Source organism: Novosphingobium jiangmenense, assembly GCF_015694345.1.
GTDB lineage: Bacteria > Pseudomonadota > Alphaproteobacteria > Sphingomonadales > Sphingomonadaceae > Novosphingobium > Novosphingobium jiangmenense.
The window spans coordinates 187,079-204,262 of the sequence record NZ_JADQDC010000008.1; the positions used below are offsets into that span (position 1 = coordinate 187,079).

18 protein-coding genes and 1 tRNA gene are annotated in these 17,184 nt (G+C 64.5%); 6 read left to right on the forward strand and 13 right to left on the reverse strand.

What is annotated here, in order from left to right:
- Positions 1-55 precede the first annotated feature (55 nt).
- A complete protein-coding gene (locus I2488_RS13040; RefSeq protein WP_196276241.1) occupies positions 56-1,219 on the forward strand; it encodes a GGDEF domain-containing protein in 1,164 nt (387 codons plus the stop codon).
- 106 nt (positions 1,220-1,325) lie between these two features.
- Here the strand turns inward: I2488_RS13040 and pnp are convergent, their stop codons facing one another.
- From pnp to I2488_RS13070, 6 genes are all read right to left on the reverse strand, one after another.
- Positions 1,326-3,638, reverse strand: coding sequence for a polyribonucleotide nucleotidyltransferase (gene pnp / locus I2488_RS13045; RefSeq protein ID WP_196276242.1), 2,313 nt, complete (start codon positions 3,636-3,638; stop codon positions 1,326-1,328).
- Positions 3,639-3,800: 162 nt separating this feature from the next.
- A complete protein-coding gene (gene rpsO / locus I2488_RS13050; protein ID WP_039337765.1) occupies positions 3,801-4,070 on the reverse strand; it encodes a 30S ribosomal protein S15 in 270 nt (89 codons plus the stop codon).
- Between the two features lie 5 nt (positions 4,071-4,075).
- Positions 4,076-5,071 (reverse strand): tRNA pseudouridine(55) synthase TruB, encoded by a 996-nt coding sequence (gene truB, locus I2488_RS13055; protein ID WP_196276243.1) that lies wholly within the window; start codon positions 5,069-5,071, stop codon positions 4,076-4,078.
- A 2-nt stretch (positions 5,072-5,073) separates the two neighbouring features.
- On the reverse strand, positions 5,074-5,781 hold the full coding sequence (locus tag I2488_RS13060; protein ID WP_196276244.1) for a site-2 protease family protein: 708 nt from the start codon (positions 5,779-5,781) through the stop codon (positions 5,074-5,076).
- Complete coding sequence (locus tag I2488_RS13065) at positions 5,778-6,344, reverse strand: GNAT family N-acetyltransferase (RefSeq protein WP_246465654.1); 567 nt, start codon at positions 6,342-6,344, stop codon at positions 5,778-5,780. Before I2488_RS13065 ends, I2488_RS13060 begins: the two co-directional genes overlap by 4 nt.
- Positions 6,341-6,919, reverse strand: a complete 579-nt coding sequence (locus I2488_RS13070) for a thymidine kinase (RefSeq protein ID WP_196276245.1) — start codon at positions 6,917-6,919, stop codon at positions 6,341-6,343. Before I2488_RS13070 ends, I2488_RS13065 begins: the two co-directional genes overlap by 4 nt.
- 52 nt (positions 6,920-6,971) lie before the next feature.
- Between I2488_RS13070 and I2488_RS13075 the strand changes: the two genes are divergently transcribed.
- A complete protein-coding gene (locus tag I2488_RS13075; RefSeq protein WP_196276246.1) occupies positions 6,972-7,550 on the forward strand; it encodes a YceI family protein in 579 nt (192 codons plus the stop codon).
- A gap of 11 nt (positions 7,551-7,561) precedes the next feature.
- Here the strand turns inward: I2488_RS13075 and rbfA are convergent, their stop codons facing one another.
- The 6 genes from rbfA to rimP all read right to left on the reverse strand — a co-directional run bounded on the left by rbfA (position 7,562) and on the right by rimP (position 14,204).
- Positions 7,562-7,954, reverse strand: a complete 393-nt coding sequence (gene rbfA / locus I2488_RS13080) for a 30S ribosome-binding factor RbfA (protein WP_196276247.1) — start codon at positions 7,952-7,954, stop codon at positions 7,562-7,564.
- A gap of 2 nt (positions 7,955-7,956) precedes the next feature.
- A complete protein-coding gene (locus I2488_RS13085) occupies positions 7,957-8,493 on the reverse strand; it encodes a DUF1697 domain-containing protein (RefSeq protein ID WP_196276248.1) in 537 nt (178 codons plus the stop codon).
- 194 nt (positions 8,494-8,687) lie between these two features.
- A complete protein-coding gene (gene infB, locus I2488_RS13090; protein ID WP_196276249.1) occupies positions 8,688-11,285 on the reverse strand; it encodes a translation initiation factor IF-2 in 2,598 nt (865 codons plus the stop codon).
- Positions 11,286-11,290: 5 nt separating this feature from the next.
- Entirely contained in the window at positions 11,291-12,025 is a 735-nt protein-coding gene (locus tag I2488_RS13095; protein WP_196276250.1) for a DUF448 domain-containing protein, read from the reverse strand.
- The gene (gene nusA / locus I2488_RS13100; protein ID WP_196276251.1) at positions 12,006-13,640 is read right to left on the reverse strand and encodes a transcription termination factor NusA; all 1,635 of its coding nucleotides are present in this window, start codon (positions 13,638-13,640) and stop codon (positions 12,006-12,008) included. The genes I2488_RS13095 and nusA overlap by 20 nt, the downstream gene beginning before the upstream one ends.
- A 3-nt stretch (positions 13,641-13,643) precedes the next feature.
- Positions 13,644-14,204 carry a ribosome maturation protein RimP gene (gene rimP / locus I2488_RS13105; protein WP_196276252.1) on the reverse strand — a complete coding sequence of 187 codons (561 nt, stop codon included), beginning with the start codon at positions 14,202-14,204 and terminating at the stop codon, positions 13,644-13,646.
- Positions 14,205-14,545: 341 nt separating this feature from the next.
- Between rimP and I2488_RS19725 the strand changes: the two genes are divergently transcribed.
- Positions 14,546-14,677: a hypothetical protein gene (locus I2488_RS19725; protein ID WP_281390072.1), complete on the forward strand. Its 132-nt coding sequence runs from the start codon at positions 14,546-14,548 to the stop codon at positions 14,675-14,677.
- Positions 14,677-14,901, forward strand: coding sequence for a PspC domain-containing protein (locus tag I2488_RS13110; protein WP_196276253.1), 225 nt, complete (start codon positions 14,677-14,679; stop codon positions 14,899-14,901). The genes I2488_RS19725 and I2488_RS13110 overlap by 1 nt, the downstream gene beginning before the upstream one ends.
- 241 nt (positions 14,902-15,142) lie before the next feature.
- Here the strand turns inward: I2488_RS13110 and I2488_RS13115 are convergent, their stop codons facing one another.
- The gene (locus I2488_RS13115; protein ID WP_196276254.1) at positions 15,143-15,868 is read right to left on the reverse strand and encodes a queuosine precursor transporter; all 726 of its coding nucleotides are present in this window, start codon (positions 15,866-15,868) and stop codon (positions 15,143-15,145) included.
- Positions 15,869-16,194: 326 nt separating this feature from the next.
- On the opposite strand from I2488_RS13115, the gene I2488_RS13120 reads away from it, so the two are divergent.
- Both I2488_RS13120 and I2488_RS13125 read left to right on the forward strand, forming a co-directional pair.
- A tRNA-Arg gene (locus I2488_RS13120) sits at positions 16,195-16,271 on the forward strand.
- A 210-nt stretch (positions 16,272-16,481) separates the two neighbouring features.
- Positions 16,482-17,184: IS30 family transposase (locus I2488_RS13125; RefSeq protein ID WP_196276255.1), on the forward strand; the 703-nt coding region annotated here is incomplete at its 3' end.

The window sequence follows — 17,184 nt, forward strand, 5'->3', positions numbered from 1 at the left end:
GAATTCTGCGACGCCGCGTGGTTAACATCACGCGGCGTTTGCCGTTCTGGGAGCCATGACACACGATCCTTCCGCGCGCGGGTCCCGATCGCGCCTGCTCAAGTGGCTTGGCCTCACGGACGAAGAGGCGACTTCCGAGGCATCATCCGAAGGCGCGGGCCTTGCCCGGGACGTGACCGCGCGTGAGATCTGGCTGCCCGCAAAGCGCCGGCTTCTCGCGAAGGTGGCAGACTTCCTGATCGACCACGATCTCGAGGTGATGCCATGGACGCTGGAAATCGCCTACGACTGCGTCACCGGCGCCAAGCCGAAGCTCGCCCAGTTGATCCTCGAACGGACCGAGGCGGGCCAGCCCATCACCATTGTCTGGCTCGAACAGATCGTGCGCGAGCAGGAAGGCGAAAGCTCGTCCGAACTGCTCGCCGCGCTCATGGCGCGCCTCGAGGGAACGCTCGAAGACTTCACGAGCGCCACCAGCCATGCCCGCTCGGCGACCACCGAGTACGGCGCGGCGCTGCAACAGCACGTCGATGATCTCGAACAGGTCGGCCGCGCCGGAGCGGTCATTACGGAACTCGCCGCCCTCGCCAAGGCGATGATGCACCGCACGCGGGAGATCGAGCAGAACCTGACCGAATCCGAACGCCGTGCGCTGGAACTGCAGAGCAGTCTGGATGAAGCGCGCCGCGTGGCCGACGAGGATCACCTCACCGGACTGCCCAACCGCCGCGCCTTCGAGAGCCTGTTCGAAAAGGAATACGCCGCTGCCAAGGCCTCGGGCGAGCCGCTCTGCGTGGCCTTCTGCGACATCGACCACTTCAAGCGCATCAACGACAGCCACGGTCATGCCGCCGGGGATCGCGTCCTCAAGGTCGTTGCCGAAACGCTCAGCCAGATCTCCGATGCGCGCTGCCACGTGGCACGGCACGGCGGCGAGGAGTTCGCGGTGCTGTTCCGCGCGCTGACGCCTGAAAAGGCCTGGGATCGCCTGGACCACGCCCGCGAGACCATCGCAGAGAGACGCCTGGTCAACCGCGCCACCGACATGCCGTTCGGTCGCGTCACCTTCTCGGGCGGCATCGCGGATGTCTTCGCCTACAAGACGCGGAGCGACGCGCTGCGAGCTGCGGACGAAGCGCTCTATGCGGCGAAGCAGTCAGGCCGCAACTGCGTGATGATGGCCGTGCAAACCCCTCCACCGCTTGAGGACGCCGCCTGACAAGACGTCTTGCTCTTCAGATCACGGTCCTTCCCGACTGCTCGCGACAAGAAAAAGGCCCCACCTTGCGGTGGAGCCCCTTTCTGTCTGGCCTGCTGGCCGTTCCTCAGTCGTCGGACTTGAGGAACGCCGGCATGTGATCCGGAGCCGGACCGTCTTCACGGTCACGACGCGGACGATCACCGCCTTCGCGGCGAGGTCCGCGATCACCACGGTCGCCACGGCCACCACGGTCGTTGCCGCGCGGGCCACGACGGTCGCCGCGATCGCCACGGTCAGGACGGTCACCGCGCGGTTCGCGGGGCGGACGGGTATCTTCCAGTTCCGCACCGGTTTCCTGATCGACAACGCGCATCGACAGGCGGACCTTGCCGCGCTGGTCGATCTCGAGGACCTTGACGTAGACGTCCTGGCCTTCCTTCACCACGTCGGTCGGCTTTTCCACGCGCTCGTTCTTCATTTCCGAGACGTGGACGAGACCGTCCTTGCCGCCCATGAAGTTCACGAAAGCGCCGAAGTCGACGATGTTGACGACCTTGCCCTTGTAGATCTTGCCGACTTCCGCTTCCTCGACAATGCCGAGGATCCAGTTCTTGGCGGCTTCGATCTGGGTCAGGTCCGAAGACGAGATCTTGATCAGGCCTTCATCGTCGATGTCGACCTTCGCGCCGGTGGTCGCCACGATCTCGCGGATCACCTTGCCGCCGGTACCGATGACGTCGCGGATCTTCGACTTGTCGATCTGCAGCGTCTCGATGCGCGGTGCGTGCGCCGAAAGCTCGGTGCGTGCCTCGCCGAGGGCCTTGGTCATCTCGTTCAGGATGTGCGCGCGGCCTTCCGAAGCCTGCTTGAGAGCAACCTCGAAGATTTCGCGCGTGATGCCGGCAACCTTGATGTCCATCTGCATCGTGGTGATGCCTTCGGACGTGCCCGCCACCTTGAAGTCCATGTCGCCGAGGTGGTCCTCGTCGCCCAGGATGTCCGAGAGGACCGCGAATTCGTTGCCTTCGAGGATCAGGCCCATCGCGATGCCCGAGACCGGACGCTTGATCGGCACGCCCGCGTCCATCATCGAAAGGCAGCCGCCGCAGACGGTCGCCATCGACGACGAGCCGTTGGACTCGGTCACGTCGGAAAGGACGCGGATCGTGTAGGGGAACTCGTCCTTGGTCGGCAGCACCGGATGCAGCGCGCGCCATGCCAGCTTGCCATGGCCCACTTCGCGACGGCCCGGAGCGCCGAAACGGCCAACTTCGCCAACCGAGTAGGGCGGGAAGTTGTAGTGGAGCATGAAGTTTTCGTAGCGCAGGCCTTCCAGGCCGTCGATCATCTGCTCGGCGTCCTTGGTGCCCAGCGTGGTGGTGCAGATGGTCTGCGTCTCACCGCGCGTGAACAGCGCCGAACCATGGGTGCGCGGCAGGAAGCCGACCATCGATTCGATCGGGCGAACCTGCGTGGTCGTGCGACCGTCGATGCGCTGGCCGTCCTTGAGGATCGCGCCACGGACGATGTCGGCTTCCACCTTCTTCATCGTCTTGATCGCGACCATCTGGGTCTGCGGCGTCTCGTCCGCGAACGCAGCCTTCGCCTTGGCGCGGGCTTCGTTCAGGGCGTTCGAACGGGCCGACTTGTCGGTCAGCTTGTAGGCAGCAGCGACGTCGGCGCCGATGATGTCCTTGAGCTTCTTCTTGATGTCGGCGGTGTTGTCCGAAAGATCGATTTCCCAAGGATCCTTCGCGGCCTTCTCGGCCAGCTGGATGATCGCGCCGATGACCTTCCGGATCTCGTCATGCGCGAACAGCACGGCGCCGAGCATTTCGTCTTCGCTCAGTTCCTTGGCTTCCGATTCCACCATCATCACGGCGGTGTCGGTCGCGGCAACCACGAGGTCGAGACGACCGTCGGTCAGCGCCACGTCCTGCTTCGGGTTCAGCACATATTCGCCATCGACAAAGCCGACGCGGGCAGCGCCGATCGGGCCCATGAACGGAACGCCCGAGATGGTCAGCGCAGCCGATGCGGCGATCATCGCCACGATATCGGGCTCGGTCTCGCCGTCATAGCTCAGAACCTGGGCGATAACGTTGATTTCGTTGTAGAAACCTTCGGGGAACAGCGGGCGGACCGGACGGTCGATCAGGCGGGAAACCAGCGTTTCCTTTTCCGTCGCGCCGCGCTCACGCTTGAAGAAGCCGCCGGGAATGCGCCCTGCAGCCGAATACTTTTCCTGGTAGTGGACGGTCAGCGGGAAGAAGTCCTGGCCTTCCTTGACCGACTTTGCCGCGGTGACCGCGCAAAGGACCACAGTTTCGCCATACGTGGCGAGGACCGCGCCGTCAGCCTGACGGGCAATGCGGCCGGTTTCGAGGGTGAGGGTCTTTCCGCCCCACTCCAGCGATACGGTTTTGACGTCGAACATTTCGTTTCCTTCAGCCCGCGCGCCCTATTGCGAACGGGGTTTGCTGCCGGGGAATACCGTCCCGGTCCGGTGTGGGGCCGTTTTGTCGCGCCCCGAAGGCGACCCACCGAATTGCGGGTGCGCCTTAAAGCAAAAGCGGCCCGCTTGGGGCCGCTCCGCTGGTTACTTGCGAAGACCGAGCTTCTGGATCAGGTCGTTGTAGCGACCCACATCCTTCTTCTTCAGGTAGTCGAGCAGCGAACGACGCTTGTTGACCATCATCAGCAGGCCGCGACGCGAGTGGTTGTCCTTGTGGTTGGACTTGAAGTGCTCGGTCAGCGTCTGGATACGGCTGGTCAGGATCGCGACCTGGACTTCCGGCGAACCGGTGTCACCCTCGGCGCGAGCGTGGGCTGCAATGACTTCCTGCTTCTTTTCAGCGGTAATCGACATGTATTCTACTCCGCGACATCCTTCAGATTGAAACCCCGCGAGACCTTCAGGCTTCCGCCCGAAAGCTCCACCAACGCGACCGGAACAGCTCCGGCCTTCGCCCAGTAAAGCCCGTCCTCGAAGGGCAATCCCGCCAGAACGCGGCCCTGACGGACCGCCCTTGCCTGCTCGGGATCGAGGGAGAGAGCCGGGATGTCGACCAGCCCTGCCTCCAGCGGCAAGAGTACGTGTTCAAGGGGCGCGCCTTGGCCGACCTCGTTCAATTTGTCCAGCGAAATCGCTTGGTGCATCTCGAACGGCCCGGCCTTCAGGCGGCGCAGCATGGTCACATGCCCAACAGTGCCGAGTGCCCGAGCGATGTCGCGCGCCAGACTGCGAATATAGGTGCCCTTGGACACGTGGGCAACCAGCGTCAGTTCCTCCCCCACCGGGGGAGGGGGACCATCCGCAGGATGGTGGAGGGGCACGGAGTCGGTCAGACTTGCGGGTGCCCCTCCACCAGCTTCGCTGGTCCCCCTCCCCGGTTCGGGGAGGAATTGGAGGCTGTGGATCGTGACGGCGCGCGATTTGAGCTCGAACGCCTCGCCCTTGCGCGCAAGGTCATAGGCCCGCTCGCCATCGACCATCAGCGCCGAATAGGCCGGCGGCACCTGGGCTATTGGCCCGATGAAGCGCGGCAGCACCGCCTCGATCTCTTGCAACGAGGGCCGCACCTCGCTCTCCGCGACAACCTTCCCTTCAAGGTCGAGCGTATCGGTCTCCGCACCGAAGCGCACCGTAAATGCATAAACCTTGCTCGCGTCGAGCATCCGCCCACACAGCTTGGTCGCTTCGCCCACGGCAATCGGCAACACCCCGGTCGCCAGCGGATCGAGCGTTCCGCCGTGGCCGACCTTGCACTTGCCGAAGCCCGCTTGCCGAAGGTTACGCTTCACCGCCGCCACGCCCTGCGTCGAGCCAAGCCCGAGCGGCTTGTCGAGAATGATCCAGCCATCCACCATGGTCAGAGCGGCTCAGGCCCGGCCACCAACGTGGCGAGATTGGCAAGGTGCTGGCCGATCCACTCCACCGGCGGCCCGATCAGCCGCTGCACCAGGTGCAGGTCGGGCCAGAAGTACGGCAGGATCACAAGGAACGCGAACACCACCAGCAGCCCGTACGGCTCCATCCGGCCATAAACCCGCGCCAGTGGCGCCGGCAGCACGCCCATCACGATGCGCGAACCATCGAACGGCGGAATTGGCAGCAGATTGAACGCGCCGAGGAAGAGATTGACGATCAGGAAGTTGCGCAGGTTGTCCGAAAGGAACAGCGCGCCCAGCCCCGGCTCGCCCATGCTGTCGGTGGCCCGCACCAGCAGACCCAGCGCAATCGCCGTCAGGAACGCCAGCACGAAATTCGTCACCGGCCCCGCCGCCGCGACCAGCACCATGCCCCAGCGCGGATTGCGCAAGCGGCGGAAGTCCACCGGCACCGGCTTGGCCCAGCCGAACACCGGCGCACCCGACAGCTTGAGCAAGCCCGGCAAAATGATCGTGCCGAACGGATCGACATGGCGCAGCGGATTGAGGCTCAACCGCTTCTGCTCGGCCGCCGTCGGATCGCCCAACGCCCGCGCCACCCAGCCGTGCGCCACTTCGTGGAACACGATCGCCAGGATCATCGGAATTGCGATCGTGGCAATCTGCCAGACCAGACCTTCGGGACTCATGTCTTGTCGCTCATCCAGTCATCGCGGAGGATCGAGAATAGCACCGTATCGCGCACGCGGCCTGTCCACGTCCGCCGCTCATGCCGCATCACGCCCTCCTGCACTCCGCCAATTTTCCTGACCGCAGCCTGACTGCGCAAGTTGATGGCATCCACCTTGAACGCCACGCGCTCGAGCCCGCAGGCAAAGGCATGGTCGATCATCAATCGCTTCAACCGGCCATTCAGCCCAGTGCCGCGCACGGCAGGCACGATGTAGCTGTTGCCGATCTCGATCGACCAGTCCGGCGCACCATGCTCGATCCACGCCGTCATGCCCACCAGGGTCTCGCCGTGAAAGACCGCGTAAGGCCGCCGCTGCGGCGCAGAGTTCAGCAGACTGTCAAACTGCGGATCGAACGCCTTTCCGCCATAGCTGAACGGATAGATCGCCCAGATCTCGTCGTCCTGCGCACACGCCTGCCGCAGACCCTCGCGATGGTCCTCGCGCAGCAGTTCGAGCCGCAGATCGCCCTCGGCCAGCGGCACGTAAAGCCCGTCGCTGCTCATGCCGCCCCTGCTCATGCCGACATCGCCTCGGAAAAGTGCCGCCGACACAGCGCGACATACCGGTCATTCCCGCCGATCTCGGTCTGCGCCCCTGCCCGCACCGCCGCGCCGCTATCATCGACGCGCAGGTTCATCGTCGCCTTGCGCCCGCAGTGGCACACCGCTTTCAGCTCCACCAGCGAGTCCGCGATGCCGAGCAATGCCGCCGCACCCTCGAACAACTCGCCCTGAAAGTCCGTGCGCAACCCATAGCACAGCACCGGAATCCCCGCCTCGTCGGCAATCCGCGCCAGCTGCCACACCTGTGCTTTCGACAGGAACTGCGCCTCGTCGACCAGCACGCACGACAGCGGCTGTACCACATGGGCAGCTTTCACCGCCGCCCACAGATCGGTAGCGTGCCCGAAACGATGGGCTTCGGCATGAAGGCCGATGCGGCTCTCAATGGCGCGGTCACCGCCGCGATCGTCGAGCGCCGCAGTCCACAACATCGTCGCCATCCCCCGCTCGCGGTAGTTGAAGTCCGCCTGCAGGAGATTGGTCGATTTGCCGGCGTTCATGCTGGCGTAGTAAAAGTAGAGCTTGGCCATCGCGCACAGCCATAAGGCGCACGTTCCGGATTGCCAGAGGGATCGCCGACCAATGTGCAGGAAAACTCGACTGACCGTCAGCGTGCTGGGCCTCGTGGCTCTGGCCGGAAACGCCCCGCCCCAAACCCTGCGCTATCGCATCGACGCGCAGCACAGCGACGTCCACGCCCGCGTCGGCTTCTTCGGCATCGCCAGCAAGACCGCGCGCTTCCCTGCGATCAGCGGCGGCATCGAACTCGATCCGGCCCATCTCGACAGCGTCAGGCTCGACGTGACGCTCGATGCCACTGCGCTCGAAGCCGGAGACTCGGTCACGCTCAAGCGCCTCAAGGGCCCAGACTTCTTCGACGTCGACCACCACCCGCAGGTGCGCTTCATCGGACGTTCGATGACCATGACCGGTCCGGTCACGGCAGTGGTCAGCGGCGATCTCACGGCAAAGGGCGTAACCCGCCCGACCACGCTCAATGTCAGCTTCACCGCACCACCCGCGAAGGCTACCGGTCGCGAGACCATCCGCCTGTCAGGCCGCGCGAAGATCGACCGCACCGAATTCGGAATGACGGCCTACCGACTGATCGTCGCAAAGTCGGTCACCATCAGCATCGATACGCAGATGGTCCCGGCCTAGAAGCCTTACCCTTAGTCTTCCAGATCGCGCAAAACCTTGGGGTCGGACAGCAGCTGTTCGATCCGGCTGGCCTCGTCAAAGCTCTCGTCGGGCAGGAACTTGAGCCTGGCGGCGTACTTCAGCCGCAACCGCTGCGCCACTTCGCGCTGGAAGAATGCGGTGTTGGTCCGCAGCGCCTTGAGCACGATCTCCTCGTCCTCACCCAGCAGCGCCTTCACGAACACCGTGGCGTGGCGCAGATCGGGCGACATGCGCACTTCGGTGACGGAGACGGTATGCGCCGAAAGCACGTCGTCATGCACTTCCTGCCGCGTCAGCAGCTCGGACAGGATATGGCGCACCTGCTCTCCTACCTTGAGCAGACGGACGGAGCGGGTTTCAGGGGACGTCTGGAACTTGGCCAAATTCAACTCATCTTCGAAAGGATGCGCGCGATCGAGCGCACGTTGCGTGCGGTGCCCCGGCAACCGAGACGGCGCTCGATGAAGGCGCTCGTCAGCTTGCTTTCGGCCACGCTGCTCACAAAGTCGATATAGATGCTGCGCTCGCCGATTGCCAGTTTCTCGAGGCCACGCATCGCCTGATCCGCTGCCAGCTTGTCGAACGCGGCCTGATCGGGCTGGCGTTCGAGGAACAGCGTGTGGACCAGATTGTCCTTGCCGATCCCGGTGAACGGATTGCCCTCAACCGCTTGTGCAATCGCCGCCCGATCGCGCACCGCGACGAAGCTCTTGATATCGAACCGCTCGAGCATGACGTGCGCGAACAGGTCTTCCAGACCATCAAGCGGCCGTTCGTCATAGTCGAACAGCAAGTTGCCACTGGCGACAACCGTCTCAAGCCCCGTCAGCCCTTCCCGCTCGAACGCCCAGCGCAGATCCGCCATCGTCACGCGGTTCCCGCCAACGTTGATCGATCCGAACAGGGCGACATAGCGGGTCATGCGTAGCTCCGAATGACGACGACCGCCGCCAAACCAAGGGATGCAACTGTGCTCAGACAGCCGCAACCCGCTCGTTCGGCAAGCTCACCGAGAAAGGTCTCAGCCAGTCTTGAGCGAAACTGTCGGGGACTTTTACCGTGCTCTTGCTGCCCGCCTTTCGGCTTTCGCCGACGTCCCCGACTTTTCGCCACGCCTTACAGCGTCCGTTCGCGCATCTCGACTTCGAAGACTTCCAGCTGATCGCCAGCCTTGATGTCGTTCGTGTCCTGCAACAGCACGCCGCATTCCAGACCCGCGCGGACTTCCGGCACGTCGTCCTTGAAGCGACGCAGCGAGGCGATGGTCGTGCGGCTGACGATGACGTCGTTGCGCGTAAGGCGTGCATGCAGCCCCTTGCGGATGGCACCCTCGACCACGAGCAGACCGGCTGCCTTGTCCTTCTTGCCAGCGGGGAACACTTCCTTGACCTCGGCGCGGCCGACGACCGTTTCGATCGCCTCCGGCCCCAGCTCGCCCGCCATTTCCGAACGGATGTCGTCGGTGAGCTGATAGATCACGTCGAAGTACTTCATCCGCACCTTGTTGCGCTCGATCAGTTCGCGCGCCTTGGCGTTCGGACGGACGTTGAAGCCCACGATCGGCGCGCCGCTGGCCTGCGCCAGGTTGACGTCGCTTTCGGTGATCGCACCAACGCCGGACTGCAGGATGCGCACCTTGATCTCGTCGGTCGAGATCTTGTTGAGCGCGTTGACGATCGCCTCGACCGAACCTTGCACGTCGGCACGGACCACCAGTGCGTATTCCTTGACCGTGTTCTTCGCGGCCAGTGCCGAGAACATGTTCTCGAGGCTCGCGGGTGCCTGCGCGGTGCGCTTGGCAGTCGCGCGTTCCTGACGATACGCGGCCACTTCGCGGGCACGGGCCTCGCTCTCGACCACGGTCAGCGTGTCACCGGCCATCGGCACGCCGCCGATGCCGAGCACTTCGACCGGCAGCGACGGACCTGCCGCCTTCACCTGACGACCCTTGTCGTCGAGCATCGCACGGACGCGGCCCGACTGGGTGCCGACCACGAGGATGTCGCCAACCTTGAGCGTGCCGCGGTTGACCAGCACGGTCGCCAGCGGGCCCTTGCCCTTGTCGAGCTTGGCCTCGATCACGGTGGCTTCCGCCGCGCGATCCGGGTTGGCCTTCAGTTCGAGCAGTTCGGCCTGCAGCAGGATCTTCTCGATCAGCTCGTCAAGGCCGTCGCCGGTCCGGGCCGAGACTTCCACGTCCTGCACGTCGCCCGACATCGCCTCGACGATGATCTCGTGCTCCAGCAGGCGCTCGCGGATCTTCTGCGGATTGAACTCGGGCTTGTCCGACTTGGTGATCGCCACGATCATCGGCACGCCGGCCGCCTTGGTGTGGTTGATCGCCTCAATCGTCTGCGGCATCAGCCCGTCGTCACCGGCAACCACCAGAATGACGATGTCGGTGACATTGGCACCGCGCATGCGCATCTCGGTGAAGGCTTCGTGGCCCGGGGTGTCGAGGAAGGTGATGAACTCGCCGCCCTTGGTCTTGATCTGGTAGGCGCCGATGTGCTGCGTGATGCCGCCGGCTTCGCCGCGCACCACGTCGGTCCCGCGCAGCGCATCGAGCAGTGAGGTCTTGCCGTGGTCGACGTGGCCCATGATCGTCACGACCGGCGGACGCGCCTTCAGCGTGTCCTCGGCGTCGACGTCAGCCGCCGTGTCAATGTCGGCATCGCTGTCGCTCACGCGCTGGATGTTGTGGCCGAATTCGGTCACCAGCAGTTCGGCGGTGTCCTGGTCGATGGTCTGGTTGATGGTGACCATCATGCCCATCTTGAACAGCGCCTTGACGAGGTCCGCCGCCTTTTCGGCCATGCGGTTCGCCAGTTCCTGCACGGTGATCGCATCGGGCACGACCACGTCGCGGACCTGCTTTTCGCGCGGCTGCGACTGGCCGGCGAAGTGGGCACGGCGTTCCTTCTCGCGCGCACGCTTCAATGCGGCGAGCGAACGGGCGCGTGCGCCTTCGTCCTCGTTGAGGGCGCGGGTAACGGTCAGCTTGCCACCGCGGCGGTCCTCGGTCTTGCGATCGCGCGGATTGCTTGCGGGCTTCTTGGCAGCCGGCTCGGGGCGCTTGATCGGCGCAGCAGAGGGCACGGGCGTGAAGCGGCGCGGCGCGGGTATCGCGGGCGCTGCCTCTTCGGCCTTGGCTTCTGCAGCGGCTGGCGCCGGTGCGGGCGCAGCTTCAGGCTGCTTGGCTACTTCGGGCTCTGCCGCAGGAGCAGGAGCAGCGACAGGCGCAGGCGCGGCCACCGGTTCCGGCGCGGGCTCGGGCGCAGCAACCGGCGCAGGCGCAGCTTCGGCCTTGGCCTTTTCCTCGGCGCGACGGCGCTCTTCCTCGATCGCCTTGAGCTTTTCTTCCTGCTCGCGACGGTTCGCAGCCTCGAGCGCGGCGAGGCGGGCTTCCTCGGCTTCGCGCAGCAGGCGGGCCTGCATTTCCTGGCGCGTCTCGCGGCTTGCCGAAGGCGGCGGCGGGGGCGGCGGGGGTGGCGGCGGCGGAGCTACCGGCGTGGCAGCCGGCGCCGGAGCGGCAGGCGCAGCAACAGGAGCGGCCTCGCCGGGCCGGCCCATCAGCTTGCGCCGCTTCACTTCGACCACCACCTTGTTGGTGCGACCATGGCTGAAGGTCTGCTTGACCTCTCCGGCCTCCACCGAGGTCTTCAGACCCAGCGGCCTGCGGCCCAGTGTCGGCTTCTTGTCGCTATCGCTCATCGAACTCATTCGCCCTTCGTATCAATATCGTCGTTCGCCACTGCAGCCGCGTCGGCTTCGGTGGCATCAGTCCCGTTTCCGAGAAAATTCATCAGGCGCTGCAGCGGCGCTTGCAGCCTTGCGGCGGCAGCGGGGTCGGTCAGCGCAACGTGAACGACGTTGTCGCGGCCCAATGCCACAGACAGCGCCGCTCGGTCCAGCGGCAAGATCACACCTTTCATCCCCGAACCTTCGGCACCCTCGCCTACGCGCCAGGCCTGCGCCAGCTTGTTGGGACCATCGGTGCCGGCGTCCGAGGCATGGCCGAGGAACGTCACCGCCCCTGCCCTGCACCCTTGCGCGATCTTCTCCGTGCCCAGCAGAACGTTGCCCGCGCGCAGCTCGATGCCGAGCCGGTCGGTCACCAGGCGACGCAGCGCCTGTTCGATGCGTTCGGGAAGATCGGCCGGGATGCGCAACTGTGCGCCCTTGAAGGCACGCGCCAGCGCACCCTTAAGCTTGCCATTGGCAACCGCTTTTTCAAGGGCTTGCCGGTCCACGCCGATCCAGGCGCCGCGCCCGGGGGCACGCGCCATCACGTCGGGCAGCACGTCGCCGTCGGGCGAGATGGCGAGACGCGTCAGTTCGTCCCGCGCATCATGGCGCCCGGTCAGCACGCACTTGCGCTCCGGCGAGGTCTTCCCCGCCGGTGCAGTGCCGGAGATGTCGGAGCTTAGCGGCTCATTGTGAGGAATCCGCATCGGCGGCCTCCTCAGCTACTGGCTCGTCATCGAACCAGTGGGCACGCGCGGCCATGATGATCTCGTTGCCCTGCTCTTCGCTCAGGCCATACTCGCCCAGCACGCCGCCCTTGTCCTCGACGCGCTCGGGGCGATCGCTCTTCTCGCGCGGGCCCTTGTCGTTGCGGCGACGCTGTTCGGCGCGCTTCTTGGCGATGAGTTCGTCGGTGGCAAGGTCGGCCAGATCGTCGAGCGTCTTGATCCCGGCCTTTCCGAGCGTGACGAGCATCGCCTCGGTCAGGTGCGGCAGCTCGGCCAGCGCGTCTTCGACGCCCAGGCCGCGACGCTGTTCGCGAAGGGCCTCTTCGCGACGCTCGATCGCTTCGAGCGCACGGCTCTGCAGCTCCTCGGCGAGTTCCTCGTCGAAGCCCTCGATCGCAGCCAGTTCGGCGTTCTCGATGTATGCGACTTCTTCCAGCTCGGTGAAGCCTTCGGCCACCAGCAGCTGCGACAGCGTCTCGTCGACGTCGAGTTCTTCCTCGAACATCTTCGAACGCTCGGCGAATTCCTTCTGGCGCTTCTCCGAAGCTTCCGCCTCGGTCATGATGTCGATCGCCGAACCGGTCAGCGACGAGGCCAGACGCACGTTCTGACCGCGACGACCGATCGCGAGCGAAAGCTGGTCATCGGGAACGACGACCTCGATGCGGCTCTCTTCCTCGTCGATCACCACGCGGCTGACCGTTGCAGGCTGCAGCGCGTTGACCACGAACGTCGCGGTGTCCTCGCTCCAGGGGATGATGTCGATCTTCTCGCCCTGCAGTTCCTGCACGACGGCCTGCACGCGGCTGCCCTTCATGCCGACGCAGGCGCCGACCGGGTCGATGCTCGAATCGCGGCTGATCACACCGATCTTGGCGCGCGAGCCCGGATCGCGGGCAGCGGCCTTGATCTCGATGATGCCGTCGTAGATCTCGGGCACTTCCTGCGCGAAGAGCTTCTTCATGAACTCGGGATGCGCACGGCTCAGGAATATCTGCGGCCCGCGGTTCTGGCGCTCGACCTTCATGATCAGCGCACGCACGCGCTCGCCCACGCGCGGCACTTCGCGCGGGATCTGCTGGTCGCGACGGATGACGCCTTCTGCACGGCCAAGGTTGACGATCACGTGGCCGAACTCGACCGACTTGATCACGCCGGTGATCACTTCGCCGGCGCGGTCCTTGAACTCGTCGTACTGGCGGTCACGCTCGGCATCGCGGACCTTCTGGAAGATCACCTGCTTGGCCGACTGCGCGTCGATGCGGCCGAGATCGACCGGCGGCAGCGGATCGACAATGAAGTCGCCGATGGCAGCGCCCGGCTGCAGCTTTTCGGCAGCCTTGAGGTCAACCTGCTTGAAGTAGTCCTCGACCACCTCGACCACTTCCACCACGCGCCACAGACGCAGGTCACCGGTGCGCGGATCGAGCTTGGCGCGAATGTCGTTCTCGGCGCCATAACGGTTGCGCGCCGACTTCTGGATTGCCTCTTCCATCGCCTCGATGACGACCGACTTGTCAATCATCTTCTCGGTGGCGACCGCGTTGGCGATCGCAAGCAGTTCGGCGCGGTTGGCGGAAATCGCACTGGCCATGGGTCAGTCTTCCTGTTCTTCGAGAATTTCGTCCGCACCACTGGTGTCCAGCGGCCGGGAAGCGGCAATAAGCTTGTCCGTAAGGATCAGCTTGGCATTGGCGACAAGGGCAAACGGCACCTCGAACACGGCGCCATCGTCCTCGATGGAAATGGTCTGGGTCGCATCGTCGAAACCGACGAGATCGCCACGGAAGCGCTTGCGCTCACCCAGCAGTTCGGAAAGCTCGATGCGAGCTTCCTGCCCGACCCATGCGGCGAAGTCCTTCGCGCGGGTCAGCGGACGGTCGATCCCCGGCGAGGAAACTTCGAGCCGATAGGCATCTTCCAGCAGCACCTCGCCCGCCTCTTCCAGTTCGTCGAAGCGGTCGGAAATGCGATTCGAAAGCGCGGCGCAGTCCTCGATCACCAGCTGGCCGGTCTCGGGCCGCTCGGCCATGACCTGGAGCGTATGCTCCTCGTCACCGATCTCGCCACCCTTGAAATAGCGCACGCGCACGAGATCGAAGCCCAGGGCCTTGGCCTCCGGTTCGATTACCTCGGTGATACGCGCAATATCCGCCATGCAAGCTCCAACTGTCCGAAATGCAAATGCCGATCCGTGCCGGAGCCCGGTGGCACCAGCCTGACCTTGCTTTCACAATGTCGGGATGAGGCGCAGATAGGCGCGGTCGAGCGAAAAAGCAAGCTGCAATACGTCGACCAGACCGCTCGCAGAACCTGCGCTGAAATGCTCTCGCCAATTAATGGGAAATTTCACCACTGTTCAGCAAAGCGAAAGAATGCGCTTTGCTCAGCCGACCGACAAAACCCCGCAAATCCGCCATTTCCGCAATTTGGCACGCCCCATGCAGAGCTGTTCGCATAAGCCACAACGGCTTCCACAGTTACCATGAGGACAAGATCATGACCGCCCTGACCAACCGCATCGCCGCTGCCGCCACCGCCTTCGCCCTCAGCCTCGCGCTGATCGCCGGCACGGTCCACACCCCCGTCAACACAAGCGCGGCACCCGCCGCCATGCAGGAGATGATCTGATGAGCCAGCTTCGCTTCGACGACTCGGCACCCCGCCCGATCGAAAGCTCGCGCGGCTTCCGCCTCGACAAGGCCCACGGCAAGATCATGGGCGTCTGCTCAGGGATAGCCAACTACTTCAACGTGGATGTCACGCTGGTCCGCGTCGCCTTCGCCCTCGGCACCCTGCTCGGCTTCGGCTCGGCGGTGCTGGTCTACCTGCTGATCGGCCTCATCGCCGACTGAGCACCGACCTTTCTTGCGGGTCCTTTCCAGCCCGCCCGCAAGCCGCCCCGCCTCTCCCGCCCCCCGGAGAGGCGGGGCTTTTGCGTGAGGGCGGGGAGGCTTCGCTCACTCCGGCATTGCACCCGCAGTTCGTCATTGCGAGGAGACGCAGTCGACGAAGCAATCCAGAGCGCCACCACAAACCGCTCTGGATTGCTTCGCTACGCTCGCAATGACGAAGCGCTGAAAATCCAGCTCAATCCTAGACCTGAGGCGCCTTCGCAAACGGCGAGAAGTCGGTGTCCGTATCATAGACGTCCGCACCCTCGCGCGCCTTCAACCAGCCGACCACCGCGTAAGTCACCGGCGTCAGCACAGCCTCCCAAACCACCTTCATCAGCCAGTTGGTAACCATAACCGTCAGCACCTGTTCGTGCGTCCAGATGCCGAGGAACGCGATGGGATAGAACAACAGGCTGTCCACCGCCTGCCCAAACACGGTCGAGCCGATCGTGCGCGTCCACAGCATCCTGCCGCCGGTCAGCACCTTCATCTTGGCCAGCACGAAGGAATTGACGAACTCGCCCGCCCAGAATGCCGTCACCGAAGCGAGCACGATCCGCCAGGTCGATCCGAACACGCTTTCATAGGCAGCCTGACCGTCCCAGCCCGGCGCGGGCGGCATCGCCACCACCACGAAGCTCATGAACGCCATGAACACCAGCGCGAAGAAGCCCATCCACACGCAGCGCCGCGCATTGGCATAGCCGTAAACCTCGGTCAGCACGTCGCCGATCACGTAGGACACCGGGAAGAACAGGATGCCCGCGCCGAAGGTGAACCCGCCGACTTGCGCCAGCTTGGCCGCCCCGATCAGGTTCGACAGCAGCAGGATCGCCACGAAGGAGGCCATCACATAGTCGAAATAGCGGAAATGGCGGCGCGCGCTGGCGGTGCCGTCGATTCTCGAAATCTGGGGATCGCTCATGGGCGACGTTGCTAACCCGATTTGCACGATCCGCAAAGCATGCTGAGGGCTCAAACTCGGTCGGGGCAAGTTCGAGGCAGTCAAATGGCAAACATATCGGGTGAAGCGGCCCGCCGCAAAGGCTGGTTGCCTTTGCAAGGGCCGGTTTGCCTGAGATGGAAGCCATTTGACTGCCCCGAAGGGGTTCGACCAGAATGGCCCATCGCTACGTCGGCAAGGCTTGAAGTATCGACATACTCCTGCGCCCCGCCTTCTTGCGCTAAGCCATTCTGCTTCGAACCTCGAACTTGCCCCGACCGAGTTTGAACCCTAAGGAACCCCGGCGCGCGCCCGTAGCTCATCTGGATAGAGCGCGAGACTTCTAATCTTGAGGCAGCAGGTTCGAGTCCTGCCGGGCGCGCCATCCCCCCTTCGTCATTCCCGCGCAGGCGGGAATCCAGCGACCAACACCGCCCACACTCCAAACGCCCCAAACACCCCAAAAACCCCAACACCATCGTCGCCCCAGGCTTGACCCGGGGCTGGGCTTTTCTTCCGAGACCAACCCGCCAACAAAAAAGCGGGATCCCCCTGAGTTCACAAACGAAGTGCAACACCTCAGACAGGTGTTGCCATGTCGAGATACACCCAGCTTTCGCTTGAGGAGCGATGCTCGATTGCCCGGCTTCGCGAAGCCGGGCAATCGATCCGGCAAATCGCTGCAACTCTGGATCGCCAGCCGTCGACCATCGCCCGCGAACTGAAGCGCAACACCGGCAACCGCGTCGGCTACCAGCCTGCCTATGCCCAGGCGCAGACCTCGGCGCGGCGATGGAGCGGGAGCCGCCTCGAACGCGACGATGACCTGCGCAATGCCGTGCTGGACCGCCTCGCCGCCGGCTGGTCGCCAGAGCAGATCGCCGGACGCCTCGCCCGCGAGGAAGGGCACAAGGTCATCAGCCACGAGACCATCTACCGCTTCGTCTATGCCCAGCTCAAGCGCACCAACGACACCAAGTGGCGCCTCTACCTGCCCCGCGCCAAGATCAGACGCGGCTGGCGCACCAAGGGCGGATGGCCCCGAATGCAAGGCAAATGCTCGATCCACGACCGGCCACCGGACATCGCATCACGCCAGATCCCCGGCCACTGGGAGGCCGACTGCATGCTCTTCCGAACCCCCGGACCCGCCGTCCTGATCGCTCACGAGCGCCACTCGCGGATCATCCTGGCCATCCCCCAGCCACGCCTCAGGGCGCAAAGCGTCGCCGACAGCCTCGCCAACCTGCTCAAGCCGCTCGCGCCAGACCTGCGCCAGTCGATCACCTTCGACAACG

Coding starts and splice junctions, on each gene's coding strand:
- I2488_RS13095 (WP_196276250.1), bottom strand. CDS start 12,025: ATGCGGATTCCTCACAATGAGCCGCTAAGCTCCGACATCTCCGGCACT.
- nusA (WP_196276251.1), bottom strand. CDS start 13,640: ATGGCCAGTGCGATTTCCGCCAACCGCGCCGAACTGCTTGCGATCGCC.
- I2488_RS13060 (WP_196276244.1), bottom strand. CDS start 5,781: ATGAGTCCCGAAGGTCTGGTCTGGCAGATTGCCACGATCGCAATTCCG.
- rimP (WP_196276252.1), bottom strand. CDS start 14,204: ATGGCGGATATTGCGCGTATCACCGAGGTAATCGAACCGGAGGCCAAG.
- I2488_RS13110 (WP_196276253.1), top strand. CDS start 14,677: ATGAGCCAGCTTCGCTTCGACGACTCGGCACCCCGCCCGATCGAAAGC.
- I2488_RS13085 (WP_196276248.1), bottom strand. CDS start 8,493: ATGACCCGCTATGTCGCCCTGTTCGGATCGATCAACGTTGGCGGGAAC.
- pnp (WP_196276242.1), bottom strand. CDS start 3,638: ATGTTCGACGTCAAAACCGTATCGCTGGAGTGGGGCGGAAAGACCCTC.
- infB (WP_196276249.1), bottom strand. CDS start 11,285: ATGAGCGATAGCGACAAGAAGCCGACACTGGGCCGCAGGCCGCTGGGT.
- rpsO (WP_039337765.1), bottom strand. CDS start 4,070: ATGTCGATTACCGCTGAAAAGAAGCAGGAAGTCATTGCAGCCCACGCT.
- I2488_RS13115 (WP_196276254.1), bottom strand. CDS start 15,868: ATGAGCGATCCCCAGATTTCGAGAATCGACGGCACCGCCAGCGCGCGC.
- I2488_RS13075 (WP_196276246.1), top strand. CDS start 6,972: ATGTGCAGGAAAACTCGACTGACCGTCAGCGTGCTGGGCCTCGTGGCT.
- I2488_RS13070 (WP_196276245.1), bottom strand. CDS start 6,919: ATGGCCAAGCTCTACTTTTACTACGCCAGCATGAACGCCGGCAAATCG.
- I2488_RS13040 (WP_196276241.1), top strand. CDS start 56: ATGACACACGATCCTTCCGCGCGCGGGTCCCGATCGCGCCTGCTCAAG.
- I2488_RS13065 (WP_246465654.1), bottom strand. CDS start 6,344: ATGAGCAGGGGCGGCATGAGCAGCGACGGGCTTTACGTGCCGCTGGCC.
- I2488_RS19725 (WP_281390072.1), top strand. CDS start 14,546: ATGACCGCCCTGACCAACCGCATCGCCGCTGCCGCCACCGCCTTCGCC.
- truB (WP_196276243.1), bottom strand. CDS start 5,071: ATGGTGGATGGCTGGATCATTCTCGACAAGCCGCTCGGGCTTGGCTCG.